Here is a 17213-nt window from a genome sequence, read left to right on the forward strand (position 1 = left end):
TAATCAGTATTAAAAAAATTCAAAATATCGTGGCTTATAATAAGCGATTGACTTGTTCAAATCATCACATTTAGTTAAAGTTGCCACCTTGCGTCCATATAAAAGTTTAACTGAGAACGTCCCCGTGATTCTAAAACGACTAATTGGCTTGTTTTCGCCGGATCTTGCCATTGATTTAGGCACTGCAAATACACTTATTTATGCGCCAGGACGAGGCATCATTTTAAATGAGCCGACGGTTGTGGCGATCCGTCATAGTGGCTCAGAAAAAATCGTTGCTGCGGTCGGTCTTGATGCAAAACAAATGTTGGGCCGTACACCAGCCAATATTTCTGCCATCCGTCCGATGAAAGATGGGGTGATTGCAGACTTTGAAGTCACTGAAACCATGTTGAATCGTTTTATTACCAAAGGGTATGAAAAGCGTTTATTCCAACCTGCACCACGTGTCGTGGTGTGTGTGCCATGTAAATCGACGTTGGTGGAACGCCGTGCAATCCGTGAAGCTGTATACAATGCAGGTGCACGTGAAGTTCGCTTAATTGAAGAGCCAATGGCTGCTGCAATTGGTGCAGGTATGCCTGTTGAGCAAGCTTGTGGTTCGATGGTTGTCGATGTTGGTGGTGGTACAACTGAAATCGCGATCATTTCACTTCAAGGTTGTGTCTATGCAGACTCACTACGTATCGGTGGTGATGTATTTGATGAACAAATCATTAACTACGTGCGTAAAGCACATGGTTGTGTGATTGGTGAAACCACTGCAGAAAACATCAAAAAAGAAGTTGGTATGGCGCTTCCAGAAGAAGGTGCAAAACCTTTGGAAATCGAAGTCCGTGGTCGTAACTTGGCTGAAGGTGTACCTCGTGCGATTACCGTAACTTCTGATGAAGTGACTCAAGCGATTTCTGATCCACTGCAAAACATTGTGGCTGCGGTTAAATCTGCACTAGAGCAAACGCCACCTGAGTTGTCTTCAGACATCGCAGAACGCGGTATTGTGTTGACTGGTGGCGGTGCATTACTTCGCAATCTTGATAAGCTTCTTGCAAAAGAAACAGGTCTTCCTGTCGTGGTTGCAGAAGATCCACTATCATGTGTTACACGTGGTGGTGGTAAGGTTCTCGAATTCTTCGATAACCCAAATCATGACATGTTATTTGTAGGCTAAGAAAAGGACTCGGCGGGTGCAAACGCAACTGTTTTCAAGACAACCGCCATCTTTTCGCTCATTTATCATTGCGGTGATTACATGCTTGGTGGTGCTTTTCTTTGATTGGCGCATGCCGCATGTAATTCAACCGGCCAGAGACGTCTTGTATGCGGCATATAATCCAATTTATGCCCTTGCAAGCTATCCAGTGTTATCGCGAGAATGGCTGAATCAACAAACCAAGTCTGAAGCTCAATTACGTCGTGAAAATACCGCGATGCAAGCAGAGTTAATTCAGGCTCAAGTCCGTTTACAGAAACTTTCTGAACTTTCTGCTGAAAATACTCGACTGCGTGGACTGCTCGATACACCACTCATTATTGATGGTCGTATGGAGATTGCCGAAGTCATTGGTACCGATGCTGATCCCTTACGTCATATTATTGTGATTAACCGTGGAGCCAGCAGTCAGCTTAAAGTGGGACAAACTGTACTCGATGACAAGGGCATTATGGGGCAAATTATCAATGTTTACCCGCATAGTAGCCGTGTCATGTTGCTCTCAGACAAAGAGCACTCTTTATCCGTGCGTATGGAGCATACCGGTATGCGTGCAATCGTTACGGGTACAGGTGACTTAGGTCGACTTAAGATGGAATACGTGCCAACCAGTGCGAATATCAAAGTCGGTGAAAAAGTCTATAGCTCAGGGCTAGGGGCACATTTCCCAGCAGGATATTTGGTGGGGACAGTCTCGAAAGTCAGTCGTCACAATAGTGGTGAATTTGCCCAAATTGATATCAATCCTGCTGCCCAATTGGCAGGTGGTCATCATGTGGTTGTGCTATTTTCCGATTCTTTAGCGATGGAGCAACCGCATGTCACTCGCTAAGCTTAGTCGTCATACAGAGCGCGACCCATTATTTCCGATTATCTTTTCCATCATTTTGGCATCCGTGCTGATGGTGTATCCGCTTTCTTATGACCTATCGGGTTGGCGCCCATTATTCATGATGATGATCATGCTATTTTGGGTCCTCTGTCAGCCGACATGGTGCGGTGTTTGGTTTGCATTTGCCACAGGTCTCTTTACGGACTTGTTGACTGATGCACCTTTTGGCATGAACGCACTGAGTTTTGTGGTCATTGCATTTGTGACACGCTTTTTGACCCGTGAACGTCGTATCCTCACATTTGGTAATTTATGGATTATTGCTGCAATGGCAATTTTCGCGCATTTACTGTTTGTGTGGATTGTTCAAGTGATGGGTGGAGCACAGTTTTCATTTGCCCGCCATTGGCAGCCAATTGTTACTAGCTTAATCATTTGGCCAATCATGTATTACTTCTTGAGAAAATGGCGCATATAATTTTAGCTTCGAGTTCTCCTCGACGACGCGAACTATTGCAACAATTAGGTCTGGAATTTGAAATTTTCAGTCCAGATATTGATGAGTCCGTGTTGGAAGGAGAACCTGTAGCGGATTATGTAGAGCGTTTAGCACGTGCTAAAGCTTGCGCAGTACAACAACAATTCCCTGATGCTATTGTTATTGCCGCCGATACCAGTTTAGGCGTTGATGAGCACATTTTAGGAAAACCAGCGTCGAAAGCACATGCTTTTTCTATGTGGGAAATGATCTCTGGACGAAAACATGATGTGTTTTCAGGTGTTTGTGTCAGTACAAAAGATCAAATATACAGTATAGTAGTGCGTACACAGGTTGAATTTCAAACGCTGAGTCTAGCTGACATGGAAAGCTACTGGGCAACAGGTGAACCAATCGGCAAGGCGGGAGCCTATGCTATTCAAGGAATTGCTGCGCGCTATATTCCTTGTATTGAAGGGAGCTACAGCAATGTCGTTGGGCTGCCTTTGCATGAAACCGTACAGTTATTACAGACAGTTAAGGCATTAAATTAACTGCTGCAACACAAGAATTTTTATAATGTTTTGAGTTTTGATATGTCTGACGAGTTGTTGATTAATGTCACACCGATGGAATGTCGTGTGGCGTTGATTCAAAACGGTACGGTCAATGAATTATTTGTTGAACGCACCGTGAAGCGTGGGTTAGTGGGCAATATTTATAAAGGGAAAGTTGTTCGCGTGCTTCCGGGTATGCAGGCTGCTTTTATTGATATTGGATTGTCGAGAACGGCTTTTTTACATATCAATGATATGGTCTGGCAGCGCAATCAACCGACCCCGAACGTTTTTGAGCTGTTACAACCGGGACAAGTACTCACCGTACAAGTCATGAAAGATATGTTGGGTACCAAAGGTGCACGACTTTCTACTGATCTTTCTATTCCTTCCCGTTACCTCGTTTTAATGCCATATGGCAGTCATACCGGTGTTTCACAGCGCATTGAGTCTGAAGAAGAACGTGATCGCTTGCGTAGCATGATTGAACGCATTCAAAAGGAACACAACTTACCGGGTTCAGTCATCGTTCGTACTGCTGCCGAAGGTATTCCTGAATGTGAAATTGCGCAGGACATGGCCTATTTAGCAAAACTGTGGGAATACATTCAACGTAAACAACGCAGTATTGTCGTACCTTCTTTGATTTTTGAAGAGCTACCTTTACCTCAACGCGTCATCCGTGATTTGGCCAATGAAGATACTTCTAAAATTCAGGTCGACTCACGCGAAGTGCATGGCAAATTGCAAGAGTTTGTCCAAGAATTTGTACCGAGTATGCAAAATCGCTTACTGCATTATCCGGGTGAGCGTCCAATTTTTGACTTGTACAATGTCGAAGAGGATATTCAGAAAGCCTTACAGACACGTGTAGCACTTAAGTCTGGCGGCTACCTGATGATCGATCAAACTGAAGCGATGACCACGATTGATGTCAATACTGGCTCCTACGTTGGTGGTCGTTCGCTTGAAGACACTGTGTTTAAAACCAATATGGAAGCCACACAGGTCATTGCACGTCAGCTCCGACTACGTAACTTGGGCGGGATTATCATTATTGACTTCATTGATATGCAAGAAGCACATCATCGTGAAGAAGTGATGAGCCAGTTTGAGAAAATGCTTGAGCGCGATCATGCTAAAACCAAGATCACTCAAGTGTCTGAGCTGGGTTTGGTGGAAATGACTCGGAAACGCACCCGTGAATCTTTAGAGCATCTCCTTTGTGATTCTTGCCCGACCTGTCAGGGGCGTGGTTATGTGAAAACGGCTGAAACAGTTTGCTATGAAATTTTCCGTGAAATCTTGAGATATGCACGTGCTTATGAGTCACAAAGTGGCTTTACCGTGGTGGCACATCCGTCGGTGATTGACCGATTGTTAACTGCTGAAGCACCTGCGGTAGCTGATTTAGAGCACTTTATTAGCCGTGTGATCAAGTTCCAAGTGGAAAATTTATATACGCAAGAGCAATACGATATCATTCTGAGCTGAAATTGTAACAGAATATCGTTAAACACTTGTTACAACTGAGATTTTACTTTTGAACTGTTATTTTGAATACTAGACACATCAAATAGCCAAAGCCATTTTCCTGCATTGGACTTGAAAATGGTTTAGCAAAAAGAGGTGTACTATGGGTGTTAGTAAAACAGTAATGAAAAGTGGTCTTAAAACTGTTGTTGAAGCAAAAGCGATCCATTCAGGTTATATCGTGGATGAACGTGGTAATGAAGTTCAAATTACAGCGTCTATGATTCGTTCTGCTTGTCATCAGTTACTTAAACAGTGCCGAGCAATTAAAGCTTAAATATTGAAATATAAATAATGTAATCCAGAGGGTTAAAGTGCTAACGCGCAATTCTAAAATATTTAATGCGCTAAAATTTTATAAATAATGGAAAATAAACTTAATTATCAGTTCGTATCTACAAGTCATAATTAAACAATAGCAACGGATTTGTTCACCTAAATTTTAGCTTATACACATAAATTGCTCCAAAAAATCAATCAAAGTTCAAATACTAAAAACCCGTCTAGATTGTTCAATTTAGACGGGTTTTTATCATTATGTATGGTTCAAGATGCTGATGAATTGATACCAAATCTAGAAACAGGCGGTTAGCTAACCGCCTGTAACTTTGGGGAATCTTGGTTCACAATAGTTTCAAATCGTTGAATTTCTTCTTCCAAATGCGTCAGTAAATTTTGCATTTTTGGCAGCGCATTACGACATGCGGTTAAACCAACTTCAAGCTTATCTAAATAGCTGGTCATGGTGATATTAAGCGCTTGACCATCCAAAACAATAGACGCTGGGTAGAGCGCTTCTAAACGTGCACCATTCCAATATAACGGCTCTTGTGGGCCGGGAACATTCGAAATGACCAAGTTAAAGGCCTGACGTTTTGGCATGAAGCCTGATGCAATATTTAAACCTGCTGCACTGTAGACAAAAGCACTGTAGTTTAAAATTTGATTCGAGTTCATCCGCTTAAAGCGCTCTTTGGCATTGAGCACACTACGACGCACAATCTTCAACCGTTCTAGCGGATCTTCTTTATGGGTTCCAAGATTGGCCAAAATCATGGTAATACGGTTTGACATATCTGAATCATCGGTACGAACTGATGCAGGCACCATGGCAATCAATGGCTTTTTAGGTAAAGCATTTTGTGTAATTAAATATTCACGTAATGCGCCTGAACAAATTGCAAGCACAATATCGTTAATTGTTACGCCGAGTGACTTGGCAATATGTGACAAACGTGAAAATTCAAAAGACTGAGCAGCGAAACGACGAGAAGAACTAACCCGTTGGTTTAATATTGAACTCGGCGCTTGGAAACTAGACACATAATCTGGGTTACGCCCCATATCTTTCATTACTGTTTGTGACAGTTCGTACAAAACTCGTGGAGTTGAGTCAAGTTGTCCCTTAATGGTCGATAACAGACCTTTCATACGACTGGATTTAGGCTGTTTCAGGCGTTTTGCACGAGGGCCTTCTACACACCATGGTGGCACAATTCTTTTAGCATCTGGGTCATGCGAAAGTGATTTTTCAACTAAACGCATACCTGCAATGCCATCGACCATCGCGTGGTGGATTTTGAAGTACATAGCAAAACGATTGCCTTCAATGCCTTCAATAATATGGCAAGTCCAAAGCGGTTTCGCACGGTCAATCAGCGCACTGTGTTCTTGAGAAATATAAGTCAAAAGTTCACGAATACGACCGGGATGCGGCAGTGCGATATGGCGGAAGTGATGATCTAAATCAAACTCTTCGTCTTCATCCCAAAAGAAGCCGTTGAGTTTATTGTTAAAAGGAGGAATAGGAATGGATTTTGAATTACGAATATCTGCGACTAAATCTTGAATAAAAGTATCTGGTGCATTGTCAGGGATCTGAAATAAAAATAGACCACCTACGTGCATCGGTTGTTGCCGTTTCTCTAAATTTAAGAATATGAAATCAATAGGATGTAATGGACGCATAGCGTTGATTGCCTCACTGCAATTTCTACAGCTGCTCATGTATGAGTAGCATTGTTAGAATTATTAAATTGTCTTTTGCAGTATAGCGTTTTTACGTTGAAATGATACGGAATTATGTGTATCGATGCGTTGAAAAAAACCACTGCTATGCAGTGGTTTTGTGATCTTTATTTTTTCATGTTGCCTGCGTGTAAGCCGCATTCTTTATGGGTTGCATCTTCCCACCACCAGCGACCTTCTCGTTCGTGTTGATTCGGTAAAACAGGTCGAGTACATGGTTCACAGCCAATCGAGATAAAGCCACGTTCGTGTAGTGGATTATATGGAATTTCCATTAGACGGATATAGTTCCAGACATCAGCGCTAGACCAGTTTGCCAAAGGATTATATTTAATCAATTGCTTGCCCGGACCTGAAAAACCGGGGTCTGCTTGTACCACTGGAATTTCATTACGTGTGCCTGGGCTTTGGTCTTTACGTTGACCTGTGATCCAGCCATCTAAAGTGGCTAGTTTTTTACGCAAAGGTTGTACTTTGCGGATACCACAGCATTCTTTATGTTCATCTTGATAGAAGCTAAAAAAGCCCTTTTCTGTTACCAGTTTTTGTACGGCATCACTTTCTGGGAAACAGATTTCAATATCAATTTTATAATGTTTACGGACAGTATCTAAAAATTGGTAAGTTTCAGGGTGTAAGCGACCGGTATCTAAACTAAATACACGAAAAGGAATCCCTAAGTTTGATGCAAGATCAATCAGTACAACATCTTCTGCACCAGAAAAGGAAATCGCAACTTCACCTTGCTGGCTAAGCGCAAGTTTCATAATCTCAGAAGGTGATTTATCTGCATATTCAGATGCAAGTGCATCGACAAGGTCAATAGTAGGGATGGTAGTCATGAATGTCCTGGCTATAGGCTTGGAACGTTAAAACCTATATTAATTTATTTCAGAACTATTTTAATGGAAATGCTAAAACACACTTATCACTAAAAAATAGATACTTATGAAAAAAACAGATTTAAAAAAGAACAATGCATTTTTTTATTCTTCCGCTATGATAATGAAAAATTTTTTTCACATAACAGAGGGTAGAGTGCATGGAAGTCGTTTGTTTAGATCTAGAAGGGGTTTTAGTACCTGAAATTTGGATTAATTTTGCGAAAAAAGCAGGCATTAAAGAACTTGAAGCAACGACTCGTGACATTCCAGATTACGATGTGTTGATGACTCAGCGTTTAAATATCCTAAAACAACACGGTTTGGGTTTAAACGATATTCAAGACGTAATCGCAGATATGGGGCCATTTGAAGGTGCAAAAGAGTTTGTAGAGTGGGTGCGTACTCATTTTCAATTGATTATTCTTTCAGATACTTTCTATGAGTTTGCACATCCATTAATGCAGCAACTTGGTTGGCCAACGATTTTCTGCCACAAATTAGAAACTGATGAAAATGGTATGATCTCAGCTTATAAGCTTCGTCAACCTGATCAAAAGCGTAAAGCCGTTCAAGCATTGCATGGGTTAAACTTCCGGGTGATTGCAGCAGGTGATTCTTATAACGATACGACGATGCTTGGTGAAGCAGATGCGGGTTTCTTATTTGATGCGCCTGACAATGTGATTGCAGAATTTCCACAATTCCCACCAATTCATGGCTATGCTGCATTAAAAGAAGCGATTCGTAATGCTTCAGTTCGTGATATTCCAGCTTAATTCTGTATAGCTGGTTATAGAAAAGGGCGCTTATGCGCCCTTTCTTGTTTAATGCAAAGCTGTTCTAACAACTTAGAAGCGATAGCCTATTTTCAAACCATAGCCAAGCGCATGGTTATCTTCAAATTCACCTACTGGATTACCACCAGTTTGAGCAGTAGCATCACCTAACCAGAAGTATTTAACACCTGCTTGGATGAAATAGTTTTCAGCAGGACTATATTGACCACCTAGACCAACATTCCAATTCCCTTCAACAGGGCCTAAAGTCGTAATAGGGTTGCCAGCACCCGAATCGTAACCTACAGATGCAGAACCAGACCATTTGCTGTTAAATTTATGGCCTACACCAACATTAGCTGACCATTGGTCGTCTGAGTAATCAATAAGATTTTGACGGACATGAGGTGCTGGAATTGAACTTACGTTACCAAGTAAAGTTGGTTTAACCGCAAACTGGCTCCAATGTACCCAACGAACATTGGCAAATGCTAGCGTATCTTTAGCAATACCTGTTTGGAAATCTAAGTTAACTGATTGAGGTGTTGTTGCATCAACAGATGATGTCAGCGCACTTAAAGATGGATACGGTAGAAGCGTAGTTTCATTGGATTTTGTATTATGTTCAATTTCAGAGCGGTAGGTAATAGCCGCTTTTAATGCAATTTCAGGAATCGAATAAGCAACACCTGCTAACCAGCCATAAGCTTCTTCACGTTCCATTTCGATGTTATAAGTACCAAGTTTGGCATTACCACCATAAGCAGCACCACGTAGTTTGATATTGGCTTCTACAGTTTGCCAAACTGGACCTGCATAAAAGTTCCAATTTTCGTTTGGTTGGTAACCAATTAGGGCAGTTAAGCTTTCAGTTTTAACATCTACTGACGTACCTTGAGCACCATTACCAAATACTGGCGATGCAGCATCATATTCAGCTTCTGCGCCATATGGTTGGTCGTAGATTAAACCTAGTGAAATTTTGTCAGTCGCTTGCACTTTGACAGCGGCGGAAGGGAAGTAATATGACTTCGCCATGTCATCGACATTAAGTTCATTTGACTTTACTTCTGCATCTAGAACAGTGATACCTGCTTCTGCATAGTTACCAGGTTGTAAAAATGCAGAAATTGACTGGCCAGAACGATCTAAACCACCAGCAATTGCAGATGTTGCAGGCATTAAACTGATGATGATCGCTTTTGTAAGACGGTTAAGTTGCATACATTTTCCCTGTTTGTAACTTTTGATGTTATTTCAATGTGTGGAAAGTAACATAAATAGAAAAACAGTAAATAAGAGTTGCTACTCTAAAATTGAACTAAGGAAGTTAAAAAATGAGCATGACTAGAGTATTTATTCTAGTGGTTGATAATTATCTTTATGATTTTTAAATGAAAAATTAGAGTAAAAAGCTTAGTTTTTGATAAAACTGTTGGTAAATTTAAATGTTTATTGTTTGATCAAACAATATGGCGAAACGAAAAAAAGTTAAGGCCATAGCGAACTATGGCCTTAAGCTTACTGTTTAATTAAAATTTATAACCGATTTTTAAGCCGTATGCCCATGCATGGTTATCTTCAAATGTTGCAACATAGTCGCTGCTTCCAGCTTGTGCAGCCGTTTGAGCATCTGCATCACCGAGCATGAAGTATTTAACACCGCCAGCAATGAAGTAATTCGGTGCAGGGCTAAATTGTAAACCTAAGCCGACATTCCAGTAACCTTCAGTAGGACCAAGAGTTGATACAGGGTTACCAGCGCCTGAATCCCAACCTACAGATACGTTACCAGCCCATTGGTCATTAAATTTACGACCGACACCTACAGTTGCAGAAATCTGATCATCAGTATATTCCACAAGGTTAAAGCCATCTGGACGACCAACTAGAGGACCTACAGCTTCACTTACCTTACCAAATTTATAAGGTTGAATTGAGAAATTTGACCAGTCAACCCAACGAACGTTCGCAAATGCAACAGTGTTAGCCATGATACCAGTTTGGAAATCTACGTTAACTGACTGTGGAGTTGTGATTTTGGTTTTACCAGCTTGACCTAATGCAGCTAATTGTTCAGCTGATACACCTAAGCCGCCAAGCACAGCTGGTAAACCAGCAAAGTTCATTAAAGATAATGATTCATCTGATTTTGCATCATGATCAATTTCAGAACGATAAGTAACAGATGCTTTTAAAGCAATATCAGGAATTTGATATGCAAAACCTGCTAACCAACCTGTCCCAGCAGTTTCTTTAAAAGTAGCATCGTAGCCATTAAATAGGCTATACGCTTGACCACGTAGACTTAGATTACCTTTTACTGTTTGGTATACACCACCAGCATAGATGCTGAAGTTTTCAATTGGCTCTACACCAAAAACCATAGATAAATTTTGAGTATCTACTTCAACTTTTGTATTGCCTTCGCCTAAGTAACCATTAGCAGCTGTAAGCGCACCATTAAGTTGTTGGAATGCAGGACTTGCTAATACTTGTTGCTTTGCAGCTGCAAGAGTTTGTTCATTTACTGGAATGTTTTGAGCTTCTAACGCAGCAACTGCTTTAGATGTAACAATATTGTTAACTGCACTTGCAGATAACACTGTGTCGCTGCCTGGTGCAGATGTGAATACGTTATTACCTGTATATTCTGCGTTAGCACCAAATGGTTGGTCGTAAATTAGACCAAAAGAAAATTTATCAGTTAACTGAAGTTTAATAGCCGCTGAAGGGAAGTAGTAATCACCCGCCATATCTTCAATATTGCGACGAGTTTCACTAGTACCAGACTCTTTACCTTCAACAGTAGGATCAAGAACTGAAATACCTGCTTCAAAATAATTTCCTGGTTGTAAGAATGCAGACATAGATTGTCCTGAACGATCTAGTGCTGCTGCAAAAGCACCTGTCATTGGAACTGAAGCAAGAATCATGGCTGTAGCTAAAGTTTTTAATTTCATTCTTCGTCATTCCTTGAGATACGAATTTGATTTTTATGGTTACTGCATATATTCGTTATGGAAAACTTCTTAATACTCTTAGGCTTAATTGTTACTCCATGTGACAAAAATAGCACAATTAAAATAAGAGTAAATGCTCTAGATTGAAAAATATGGCTAAAAGTTGCTATTTTTAGAGTAAAAGTACTAATTAGTATATATAACATTTTGATTATTATTTAATATTTTCATTTAGCGCATTATTTTCTAAACCTAGAAAAAAATTGAAAAAATTTTGATATGAGCAGTCATAAATTGATTTTTTGGCCTTATGGACCATACTATGTGTCGTTTTTTGCATTGAGAGGTAGGTGGTTAGCACATTTTAAAGCGCTATTTAACTGTTCTTAAAAATAGTCTTTGAACAGTAATCTTTGTAAAAACAATAACTAAGTTAAAAACTGTAATTGATGGGTTTTTAGTGTGAAAGGTTCTTTCTTTATATTTATTGGTATATGGGGGATTACAAATACAGGGAGGAGGGATATCTCAGAAATTGTGCGCTCTGCGGGACTCGAACCCACGTCGGTCGCTTAGGAGGCAACTGCTCTATCCAGTTAAGCTAAGAGCGCAAGACGGAGGCTAATGTACTCCTATTTTAGCTAAAAAAAAAGTTATTGCCGAAACAATAACTTTTTAAATTACTTAGTCTTTATGAACTTCATTGGGGTCAATGTCGCTCAAATCTTTAGGATTAAGATAGTTAAACATTAATAACATGACTGTAATCCAAACAGGGATCATTAGAACAGATTCCATAAAGCCCTGAGTCCACATAATAAAGAGAACTAAAGCAATAAAGATCAGAACGATGTAGTTGCTGACTGGCGCCCAAAGTGCAGGATAAGACGTTGTAAAATTCAAAATACGTTTTGCACGACGGAACTGTAAGTGAGTCATGGTAATCATCGCCCAGTTAAGGACAAGTGCACCAACCACCACATACATTAAGTGACCCAGCGCATCTTCAGGTACAAAGTAGTTTAAGAGTACGCAACCGAAAATCAGGACAGCAGAAAGTAATACTGCTGGAATTGGCACGCCACTTTTGTTGGTTTTTGCGAAAACTTTTGGTGCATTACCTTGTTTCGCCAAGCTGTAAAGCATACGGCTATTGGCATACATACCGCTGTTATAAACAGACAGTGCTGCAGTTAAGATAATGAAGTTCAGTAAATGTGCAGCCCAATCAATACCCAGTTGGCTAAAGATCATCACAAATGGACTTTTGTCTAAACCACCTAGTTCAAGCTGATTCCATGGCACAAGTGATAATAGAATAGTCAAAGAACCCACGTAGAAAATCAAAATACGAAAAACAACTTGGTTAATCGCTTTAGGAATAGTTTCTTTTGGATTTTCAGCTTCCGCTGCCGCCATACCAATCAGTTCAATACCACCGAAGGCGAACATCAAGAAAGCCAGCATGAAGAATAAGCCTTCAAAACCATTTGGGAAGAAGCCGCCCTGACTCCATAAGTTGGTAAATGATGCGGTTGAGTTGGCATCTGCAGTCAGTAGCAAATACAAACCAAATACGATCATCGAAATAACTGCAGTGACTTTAATAATCGACAGCCAAAACTCAGATTCACCATAAAACTTCACATTACCTAAGTTTACTAAAGTAATGATCACGAAGAAAAACAGTACAGATGCCCACGCTGGAATATGAGGCCACCAATAATTGATGTATTTCGCAACAGCGGTGAGTTCTGTCATTGCCACTAAAATATAGAGAATCCAGTAGTTCCAACCTGTTAAGAAACCTGGAAATTTCCCCCAATATTTATATGCAAAATGGCTAAATGAACCCGCTACAGGTTCATGGACGATCATTTCACCCAACTGACGCATAATTAGAAAGGCGATCAAACCGCCAATGGCGTAGCCAAGAATAATGGATGGTCCAGCAGATTGAATCACATGCGCTGAGCCCAAGAATAAGCCTGTACCAATTGCACCACCCATGGCAATCAATTGAATATGACGATTCTTTAAGCCACGCTTGAGTTCGGAGGAATTGGTAGTCAAGTTACTCTTCCCGAGAATGGTTTAATTTTGGTAATTGTAATGTATAGAGAATGAATAGCCTAGTAGCTCAAAATTTATGAAAAATATTTATAGGTTTGATAACCTATTTTTGGTTTTAAATGCTGAATTAAAAATTTATGAATCAATAGATTAATTTTATTTTAATTGAAATTCTTATACTTGGCTTTATATGGAAAAGGTATCGAATGTTGTTTTTTTATACTTAAGTCATGTGATTGTTAAAACTTCAATTAAACATTGTATGATGCAAAAGCGCAGAAAAGAACGCTCTGCCAAAACACAATGATAAAGATTAAGGATTCAATAAAAATGAGTTTTGCTCCCCAAATTAAGATTGCAGCGACTTATATGCGCGGTGGTACTAGTAAAGGTGTATTTTTCAAGCTAGATGATTTACCGCTTGCGGCACAACAAGCTGGAAAAGTTCGCGACCAACTTTTATTGCGAGTGATTGGCAGTCCAGATCCTTATGGCAAACAAATTGATGGGATGGGGGGAGCGACTTCAAGTACCAGTAAAACCGTGATTTTGGCAAAAAGTTCACAGCCTGAGCATGATGTCGACTATCTATTTGGACAAGTGTCAATTGATAAAGCATTTGTCGACTGGAGTGGTAACTGCGGAAATTTAACTGCAGCGGTTGGTGCGTTTGCCATTTCAAATGGTTTGGTTGAGGCATCACGTATTCCTGAAAATGGTTTGTGTACGGTTCGTATTTGGCAAGCCAATATTCAAAAAACCATAATTGCGCATGTACCTATTACTGATGGTGCAGTACAGGAAACTGGTGATTTTGAACTAGATGGTGTGACCTTCCCAGCAGCCGAAGTTCAAATTGAATTTTTAGACCCCGCAGATGATGGTGAAGATGGCGGCGCTATGTTCCCTACAGGGAATTTGGTCGATACCTTAACCGTACCCGATGAAGGCAGTTTCCCTGCAACATTCATTAATGCAGGTATTCCAACGATTTTCTTAAATGCAGAAGATATTGGTTATGTCGGCACTGAACTGCAAGATGCGATCAACGGTGACGCTAAGGCATTGGCCCGTTTTGAAAAAATCCGTGCTTATGGTGCACAACAAATGGGTTTGATTTCAGATATTGCTGAAGCAGAGCAACGTCAACATACACCAAAGATTGCATTTGTTTCAAAGCCGAAAGCTTATACATCTTCGAGTTCTAAACAAATTTCAGAACACGATACGGACTTATTGGTTCGTGCCTTGTCGATGGGGAAACTGCATCATGCCATGATGGGCACAGCGGCAGTTGCCATTGGTACAGCAGCTGCGATACCGGGGACACTTGTGAACTTAGCCGCGGGTGGTGGGGAGCGAGAAGCCGTGCGTTTCGGACATCCATCTGGGACGCTACGTGTAGGTGCGCAAGCAATTTATGAAAATGGTCAGTGGGTCGTTAAAAAAGCCGTGATGAGCCGAAGTGCGCGTGTCTTAATGGAAGGCTGGGTGCGTATTCCTGCGGATAGTTTGGATTAAGCATTTAACATCTCATTTGAAATCAGCCTCTGCTTTGCAGGGGCTTTTTTTTGCCTTTATCTTTTATATGAATAAGCAAATCATGAATTGGTATATCTTTTTATATAATATGAACTGCATTTAATATTAGAAAGTTTCTGTGATTTATGCCAGATTAATTTTGTTAGCATTTTGCGTAGCTTTACCCTGAAAAAAAGTAGCGAAACCATGCTTAAAAAAGACTTAATAAAATCGGATCTACCTACTGAACAATTGGCTGTATTGGAAGCGTTGCCAATGCCTGCTGCATTATTTTCTGCGACAGCTGAGCTGATATGCGCCAATCAAATATTTAAACATCGGTTTCAGTCAGACTTACAAGAGATCGTATTAAATCATGTGTTTGTGATGCAGCAAAAAACCAAAGCCACAAGTTCTGAGTTTGATTTACGCTGTTTAGAGAACGATAGCATTGAACCCTTTATGTATAGTGAAAATGAACGGCATTATTGGTTCACGTTCAAACCAAAGTTTCAACAAAGTGGCGATTTGGAACATGTGCTGTTGTGCTGTGCGGACATTACAAATTTAAAGCAAGTCGAATTATCGCTGTTGAAACATAACCAACAACTCGAACAACAAGTTTATTTTGATTATCTGACAGGGATAAGAAATCGACGAGGTTTTGATTTAGACCTTTCTCAGTGGCAAAAAAGCTTCGCGGTTGAACAAGCCAATGAAATTTGTTTGATGATGCTCGACTTAGACAATTTTAAGCAAATCAATGATATCTACGGTCATGCGTTTGGCGATGAAGTTTTAAGAAAAAGTGCGCAGCTTTTAAGGATGCAAATTAGTCAACATGCAGATGCACAAATATATCGCATGGGTGGGGAAGAGTTTGCAATGATTTTGCCACGCACGGCTATATCGACTGCATGTTCGATTGCTCAACAATGTTGTGAGCAAATCTATGCTTTTTCGATGAATTATGCGGATAAGGCTCTACAACTGAGTATCTCATGCGGAGTGGCCTTGTGGGATGGTACAGAGTCATTTTTTGAAACATTAGCACGTGCCGATCAGGCTTTGTATCAAGCCAAGAAAGGCTCGAAAAATTGTACCTGTTTTAATGATGGACAAAATGTGGCGCTATTTGAGGAAACGACATTTAAAAAACCATCAGACTGTGGGAAAAACACATAGATTTAGGTCGTAACATAGAGAAAGATCTGAGAAAGCAGTATGATGCAACAGGTCAAAATTGACAGAAAACATTGGCAGTCGATTTGCTAATGAACGAAGCAGTTAAATATTTAAAGTATTTGAGGTGAATGTGTCTTCTTTAACAGACGTTTCCACACATGCCCTGACAGAAGCGCAGCAGCGTATTCAGCAGGATTTACTGACAGCGCTTGATGCATTTTCAATTCCAGAACCCTTAAAAGGGGCGGTGTATCATGCTGTGATGTTGGGTGGAAAACGTGTTCGACCGGCACTTTGTTATGCAACAGCAGCATTAAAACCCAATACTAATTTTGCAGCAGTACGCCGTGCTGCGGTGGCGATTGAATTTATTCATTGTTATTCATTGGCACACGATGATTTGCCGTGTATGGACAACGATTTACTCCGTCGTGGTCAACCAACCTGTCATGTGGCTTTTGGTGAAGATACGGCTTTACTTGCTGGCGATATTTTACAATCGATGGCTTTTGAAGTTTTAGGCAGCCGTCTCTTTGATCAAGGCCCAGCCGTTGAAGCGCCGATCATCTTGAAGCAAATGCAAATTTTAGCGACTGCAACTTCAAAAATGGTCAATGGACAAGTTCTAGACTTACAAGCGGAAGGCAAGCATGTCAGTCAGGATGAACTAGAAAATATTCATCGAAATAAAACTGGTGCTTTAATTTCTGCCGCAATCATGATGGCGGCAGTGACAATATTTAATGGCACAGATCAAGCCATTCCTAAACTCCGTGAGTTTGGCCTAGCGATTGGTTTAGCCTTTCAGGTGCAAGATGATATTTTAGATATTATTGCTGACACTGAAGCATTGGGTAAAACAGCGGGTAAAGATCAACAAGTGGATAAATCCACATATCCTGCGCTAATGGGTCTTGATCAAGCCCAAGCTTATGCAGAAGAATTACATGCACAAGCGCTTCAAGCTTTGGATTATTTTGCAGAAGATGCGGCAGAATTACACAAGATCACGCAGTTTTTATTAAAACGTCAAAGTTAATATGACGCAGTAAAAGACCTCAGCCCACACATGTAACATGTTGTGGGCATTTTTATATTTTGTACATTTGGAACAGAAGGAAATAAACCATCTAGGTAATATCTAAATGGATGACATGATAAAAACAAAAA

General features: G+C 40.4%; 15 protein-coding genes and 1 tRNA gene. 10 read left to right on the forward strand and 6 right to left on the reverse strand.

Annotation, left to right across the window (positions count from 1 at the left end):
- Nucleotides 1-124: 124 nt before the first annotated feature.
- The 6 genes from FTU17_RS01505 (at nt 125) to FTU17_RS01530 (ending at nt 4890) form a co-directional block, all read left to right on the forward strand.
- The gene (locus FTU17_RS01505; protein WP_180004320.1) at nt 125-1171 is read left to right on the forward strand and encodes a rod shape-determining protein; all 1047 of its coding nucleotides are present in this window, start codon (nt 125-127) and stop codon (nt 1169-1171) included.
- Between the two features lie 16 nt (nt 1172-1187).
- Nucleotides 1188-2045, forward strand: coding sequence for a rod shape-determining protein MreC (gene mreC, locus FTU17_RS01510; protein ID WP_078189984.1), 858 nt, complete (start codon nt 1188-1190; stop codon nt 2043-2045).
- Nucleotides 2032-2523 (forward strand): rod shape-determining protein MreD, encoded by a 492-nt coding sequence (gene mreD / locus FTU17_RS01515; RefSeq protein WP_180004304.1) that lies wholly within the window; start codon nt 2032-2034, stop codon nt 2521-2523. Before mreC ends, mreD begins: the two co-directional genes overlap by 14 nt.
- Entirely contained in the window at nt 2511-3077 is a 567-nt protein-coding gene (locus tag FTU17_RS01520; RefSeq protein WP_168379037.1) for a Maf-like protein, read from the forward strand. Before mreD ends, FTU17_RS01520 begins: the two co-directional genes overlap by 13 nt.
- A 42-nt stretch (nt 3078-3119) precedes the next feature.
- Nucleotides 3120-4574: a ribonuclease G gene (gene rng, locus FTU17_RS01525; RefSeq protein ID WP_078189981.1), complete on the forward strand. Its 1455-nt coding sequence runs from the start codon at nt 3120-3122 to the stop codon at nt 4572-4574.
- 142 nt (nt 4575-4716) lie between these two features.
- A complete protein-coding gene (locus FTU17_RS01530; protein ID WP_168379036.1) occupies nt 4717-4890 on the forward strand; it encodes a PA1571 family protein in 174 nt (57 codons plus the stop codon).
- Nucleotides 4891-5201: 311 nt separating this feature from the next.
- On the opposite strand, the gene FTU17_RS01535 is transcribed toward FTU17_RS01530, so the two are convergent.
- Both FTU17_RS01535 and FTU17_RS01540 read right to left on the reverse strand, forming a co-directional pair.
- The gene (locus FTU17_RS01535; protein WP_168379035.1) at nt 5202-6581 is read right to left on the reverse strand and encodes a wax ester/triacylglycerol synthase family O-acyltransferase; all 1380 of its coding nucleotides are present in this window, start codon (nt 6579-6581) and stop codon (nt 5202-5204) included.
- A gap of 167 nt (nt 6582-6748) precedes the next feature.
- A complete protein-coding gene (locus tag FTU17_RS01540) occupies nt 6749-7483 on the reverse strand; it encodes a phosphoadenylyl-sulfate reductase (RefSeq protein ID WP_168379034.1) in 735 nt (244 codons plus the stop codon).
- A 200-nt stretch (nt 7484-7683) separates the two neighbouring features.
- On the opposite strand from FTU17_RS01540, the gene thrH reads away from it, so the two are divergent.
- Nucleotides 7684-8301 carry a bifunctional phosphoserine phosphatase/homoserine phosphotransferase ThrH gene (thrH, locus tag FTU17_RS01545; RefSeq protein WP_180134555.1) on the forward strand — a complete coding sequence of 206 codons (618 nt, stop codon included), beginning with the start codon at nt 7684-7686 and terminating at the stop codon, nt 8299-8301.
- Nucleotides 8302-8373: 72 nt separating this feature from the next.
- On the opposite strand, the gene FTU17_RS01550 is transcribed toward thrH, so the two are convergent.
- The 4 genes from FTU17_RS01550 to FTU17_RS01565 form a co-directional block, all read right to left on the reverse strand.
- Nucleotides 8374-9525: an OmpP1/FadL family transporter gene (locus tag FTU17_RS01550; RefSeq protein ID WP_180134556.1), complete on the reverse strand. Its 1152-nt coding sequence runs from the start codon at nt 9523-9525 to the stop codon at nt 8374-8376.
- A gap of 308 nt (nt 9526-9833) precedes the next feature.
- A complete protein-coding gene (locus tag FTU17_RS01555) occupies nt 9834-11264 on the reverse strand; it encodes an outer membrane protein transport protein (RefSeq protein ID WP_180134557.1) in 1431 nt (476 codons plus the stop codon).
- Nucleotides 11265-11802: 538 nt separating this feature from the next.
- Nucleotides 11803-11875 (reverse strand) — tRNA-Arg (locus FTU17_RS01560).
- A 73-nt stretch (nt 11876-11948) separates the two neighbouring features.
- Complete coding sequence (locus FTU17_RS01565) at nt 11949-13337, reverse strand: amino acid permease (protein ID WP_078189974.1); 1389 nt, start codon at nt 13335-13337, stop codon at nt 11949-11951.
- A 330-nt stretch (nt 13338-13667) separates the two neighbouring features.
- Here FTU17_RS01565 and prpF point away from each other — a divergent pair, with 330 nt between their 5' ends.
- From prpF to FTU17_RS01580, 3 genes are all read left to right on the forward strand, one after another.
- On the forward strand, nt 13668-14858 hold the full coding sequence (gene prpF / locus FTU17_RS01570) for a 2-methylaconitate cis-trans isomerase PrpF (RefSeq protein WP_180004315.1): 1191 nt from the start codon (nt 13668-13670) through the stop codon (nt 14856-14858).
- A 207-nt stretch (nt 14859-15065) separates the two neighbouring features.
- Entirely contained in the window at nt 15066-16043 is a 978-nt protein-coding gene (locus tag FTU17_RS01575; protein WP_180134558.1) for a GGDEF domain-containing protein, read from the forward strand.
- 130 nt (nt 16044-16173) lie between these two features.
- The gene (locus FTU17_RS01580; protein WP_180004317.1) at nt 16174-17082 is read left to right on the forward strand and encodes a polyprenyl synthetase family protein; all 909 of its coding nucleotides are present in this window, start codon (nt 16174-16176) and stop codon (nt 17080-17082) included.
- Nucleotides 17083-17213: the final 131 nt, after the last annotated feature.

Source organism: Acinetobacter sp. YH12070, from assembly GCF_013419625.1.
Taxonomy (GTDB): Bacteria; Pseudomonadota; Gammaproteobacteria; order Pseudomonadales; family Moraxellaceae; genus Acinetobacter; species Acinetobacter amyesii.

Excerpts from the sequence above, each read along its gene's own strand:
- mreD (WP_180004304.1), top strand. The coding sequence starts at position 2,032 with ATGTCACTCGCTAAGCTTAGTCGTCATACAGAGCGCGACCCATTATTT.
- FTU17_RS01520 (WP_168379037.1), top strand. The coding sequence starts at position 2,511 with ATGGCGCATATAATTTTAGCTTCGAGTTCTCCTCGACGACGCGAACTA.
- rng (WP_078189981.1), top strand. The coding sequence starts at position 3,120 with ATGTCTGACGAGTTGTTGATTAATGTCACACCGATGGAATGTCGTGTG.
- FTU17_RS01530 (WP_168379036.1), top strand. The coding sequence starts at position 4,717 with ATGGGTGTTAGTAAAACAGTAATGAAAAGTGGTCTTAAAACTGTTGTT.
- FTU17_RS01535 (WP_168379035.1), bottom strand. The coding sequence starts at position 6,581 with ATGCGTCCATTACATCCTATTGATTTCATATTCTTAAATTTAGAGAAA.
- FTU17_RS01540 (WP_168379034.1), bottom strand. The coding sequence starts at position 7,483 with ATGACTACCATCCCTACTATTGACCTTGTCGATGCACTTGCATCTGAA.
- thrH (WP_180134555.1), top strand. The coding sequence starts at position 7,684 with ATGGAAGTCGTTTGTTTAGATCTAGAAGGGGTTTTAGTACCTGAAATT.
- FTU17_RS01550 (WP_180134556.1), bottom strand. The coding sequence starts at position 9,525 with ATGCAACTTAACCGTCTTACAAAAGCGATCATCATCAGTTTAATGCCT.
- FTU17_RS01555 (WP_180134557.1), bottom strand. The coding sequence starts at position 11,264 with ATGAAATTAAAAACTTTAGCTACAGCCATGATTCTTGCTTCAGTTCCA.
- prpF (WP_180004315.1), top strand. The coding sequence starts at position 13,668 with ATGAGTTTTGCTCCCCAAATTAAGATTGCAGCGACTTATATGCGCGGT.
- FTU17_RS01575 (WP_180134558.1), top strand. The coding sequence starts at position 15,066 with ATGCTTAAAAAAGACTTAATAAAATCGGATCTACCTACTGAACAATTG.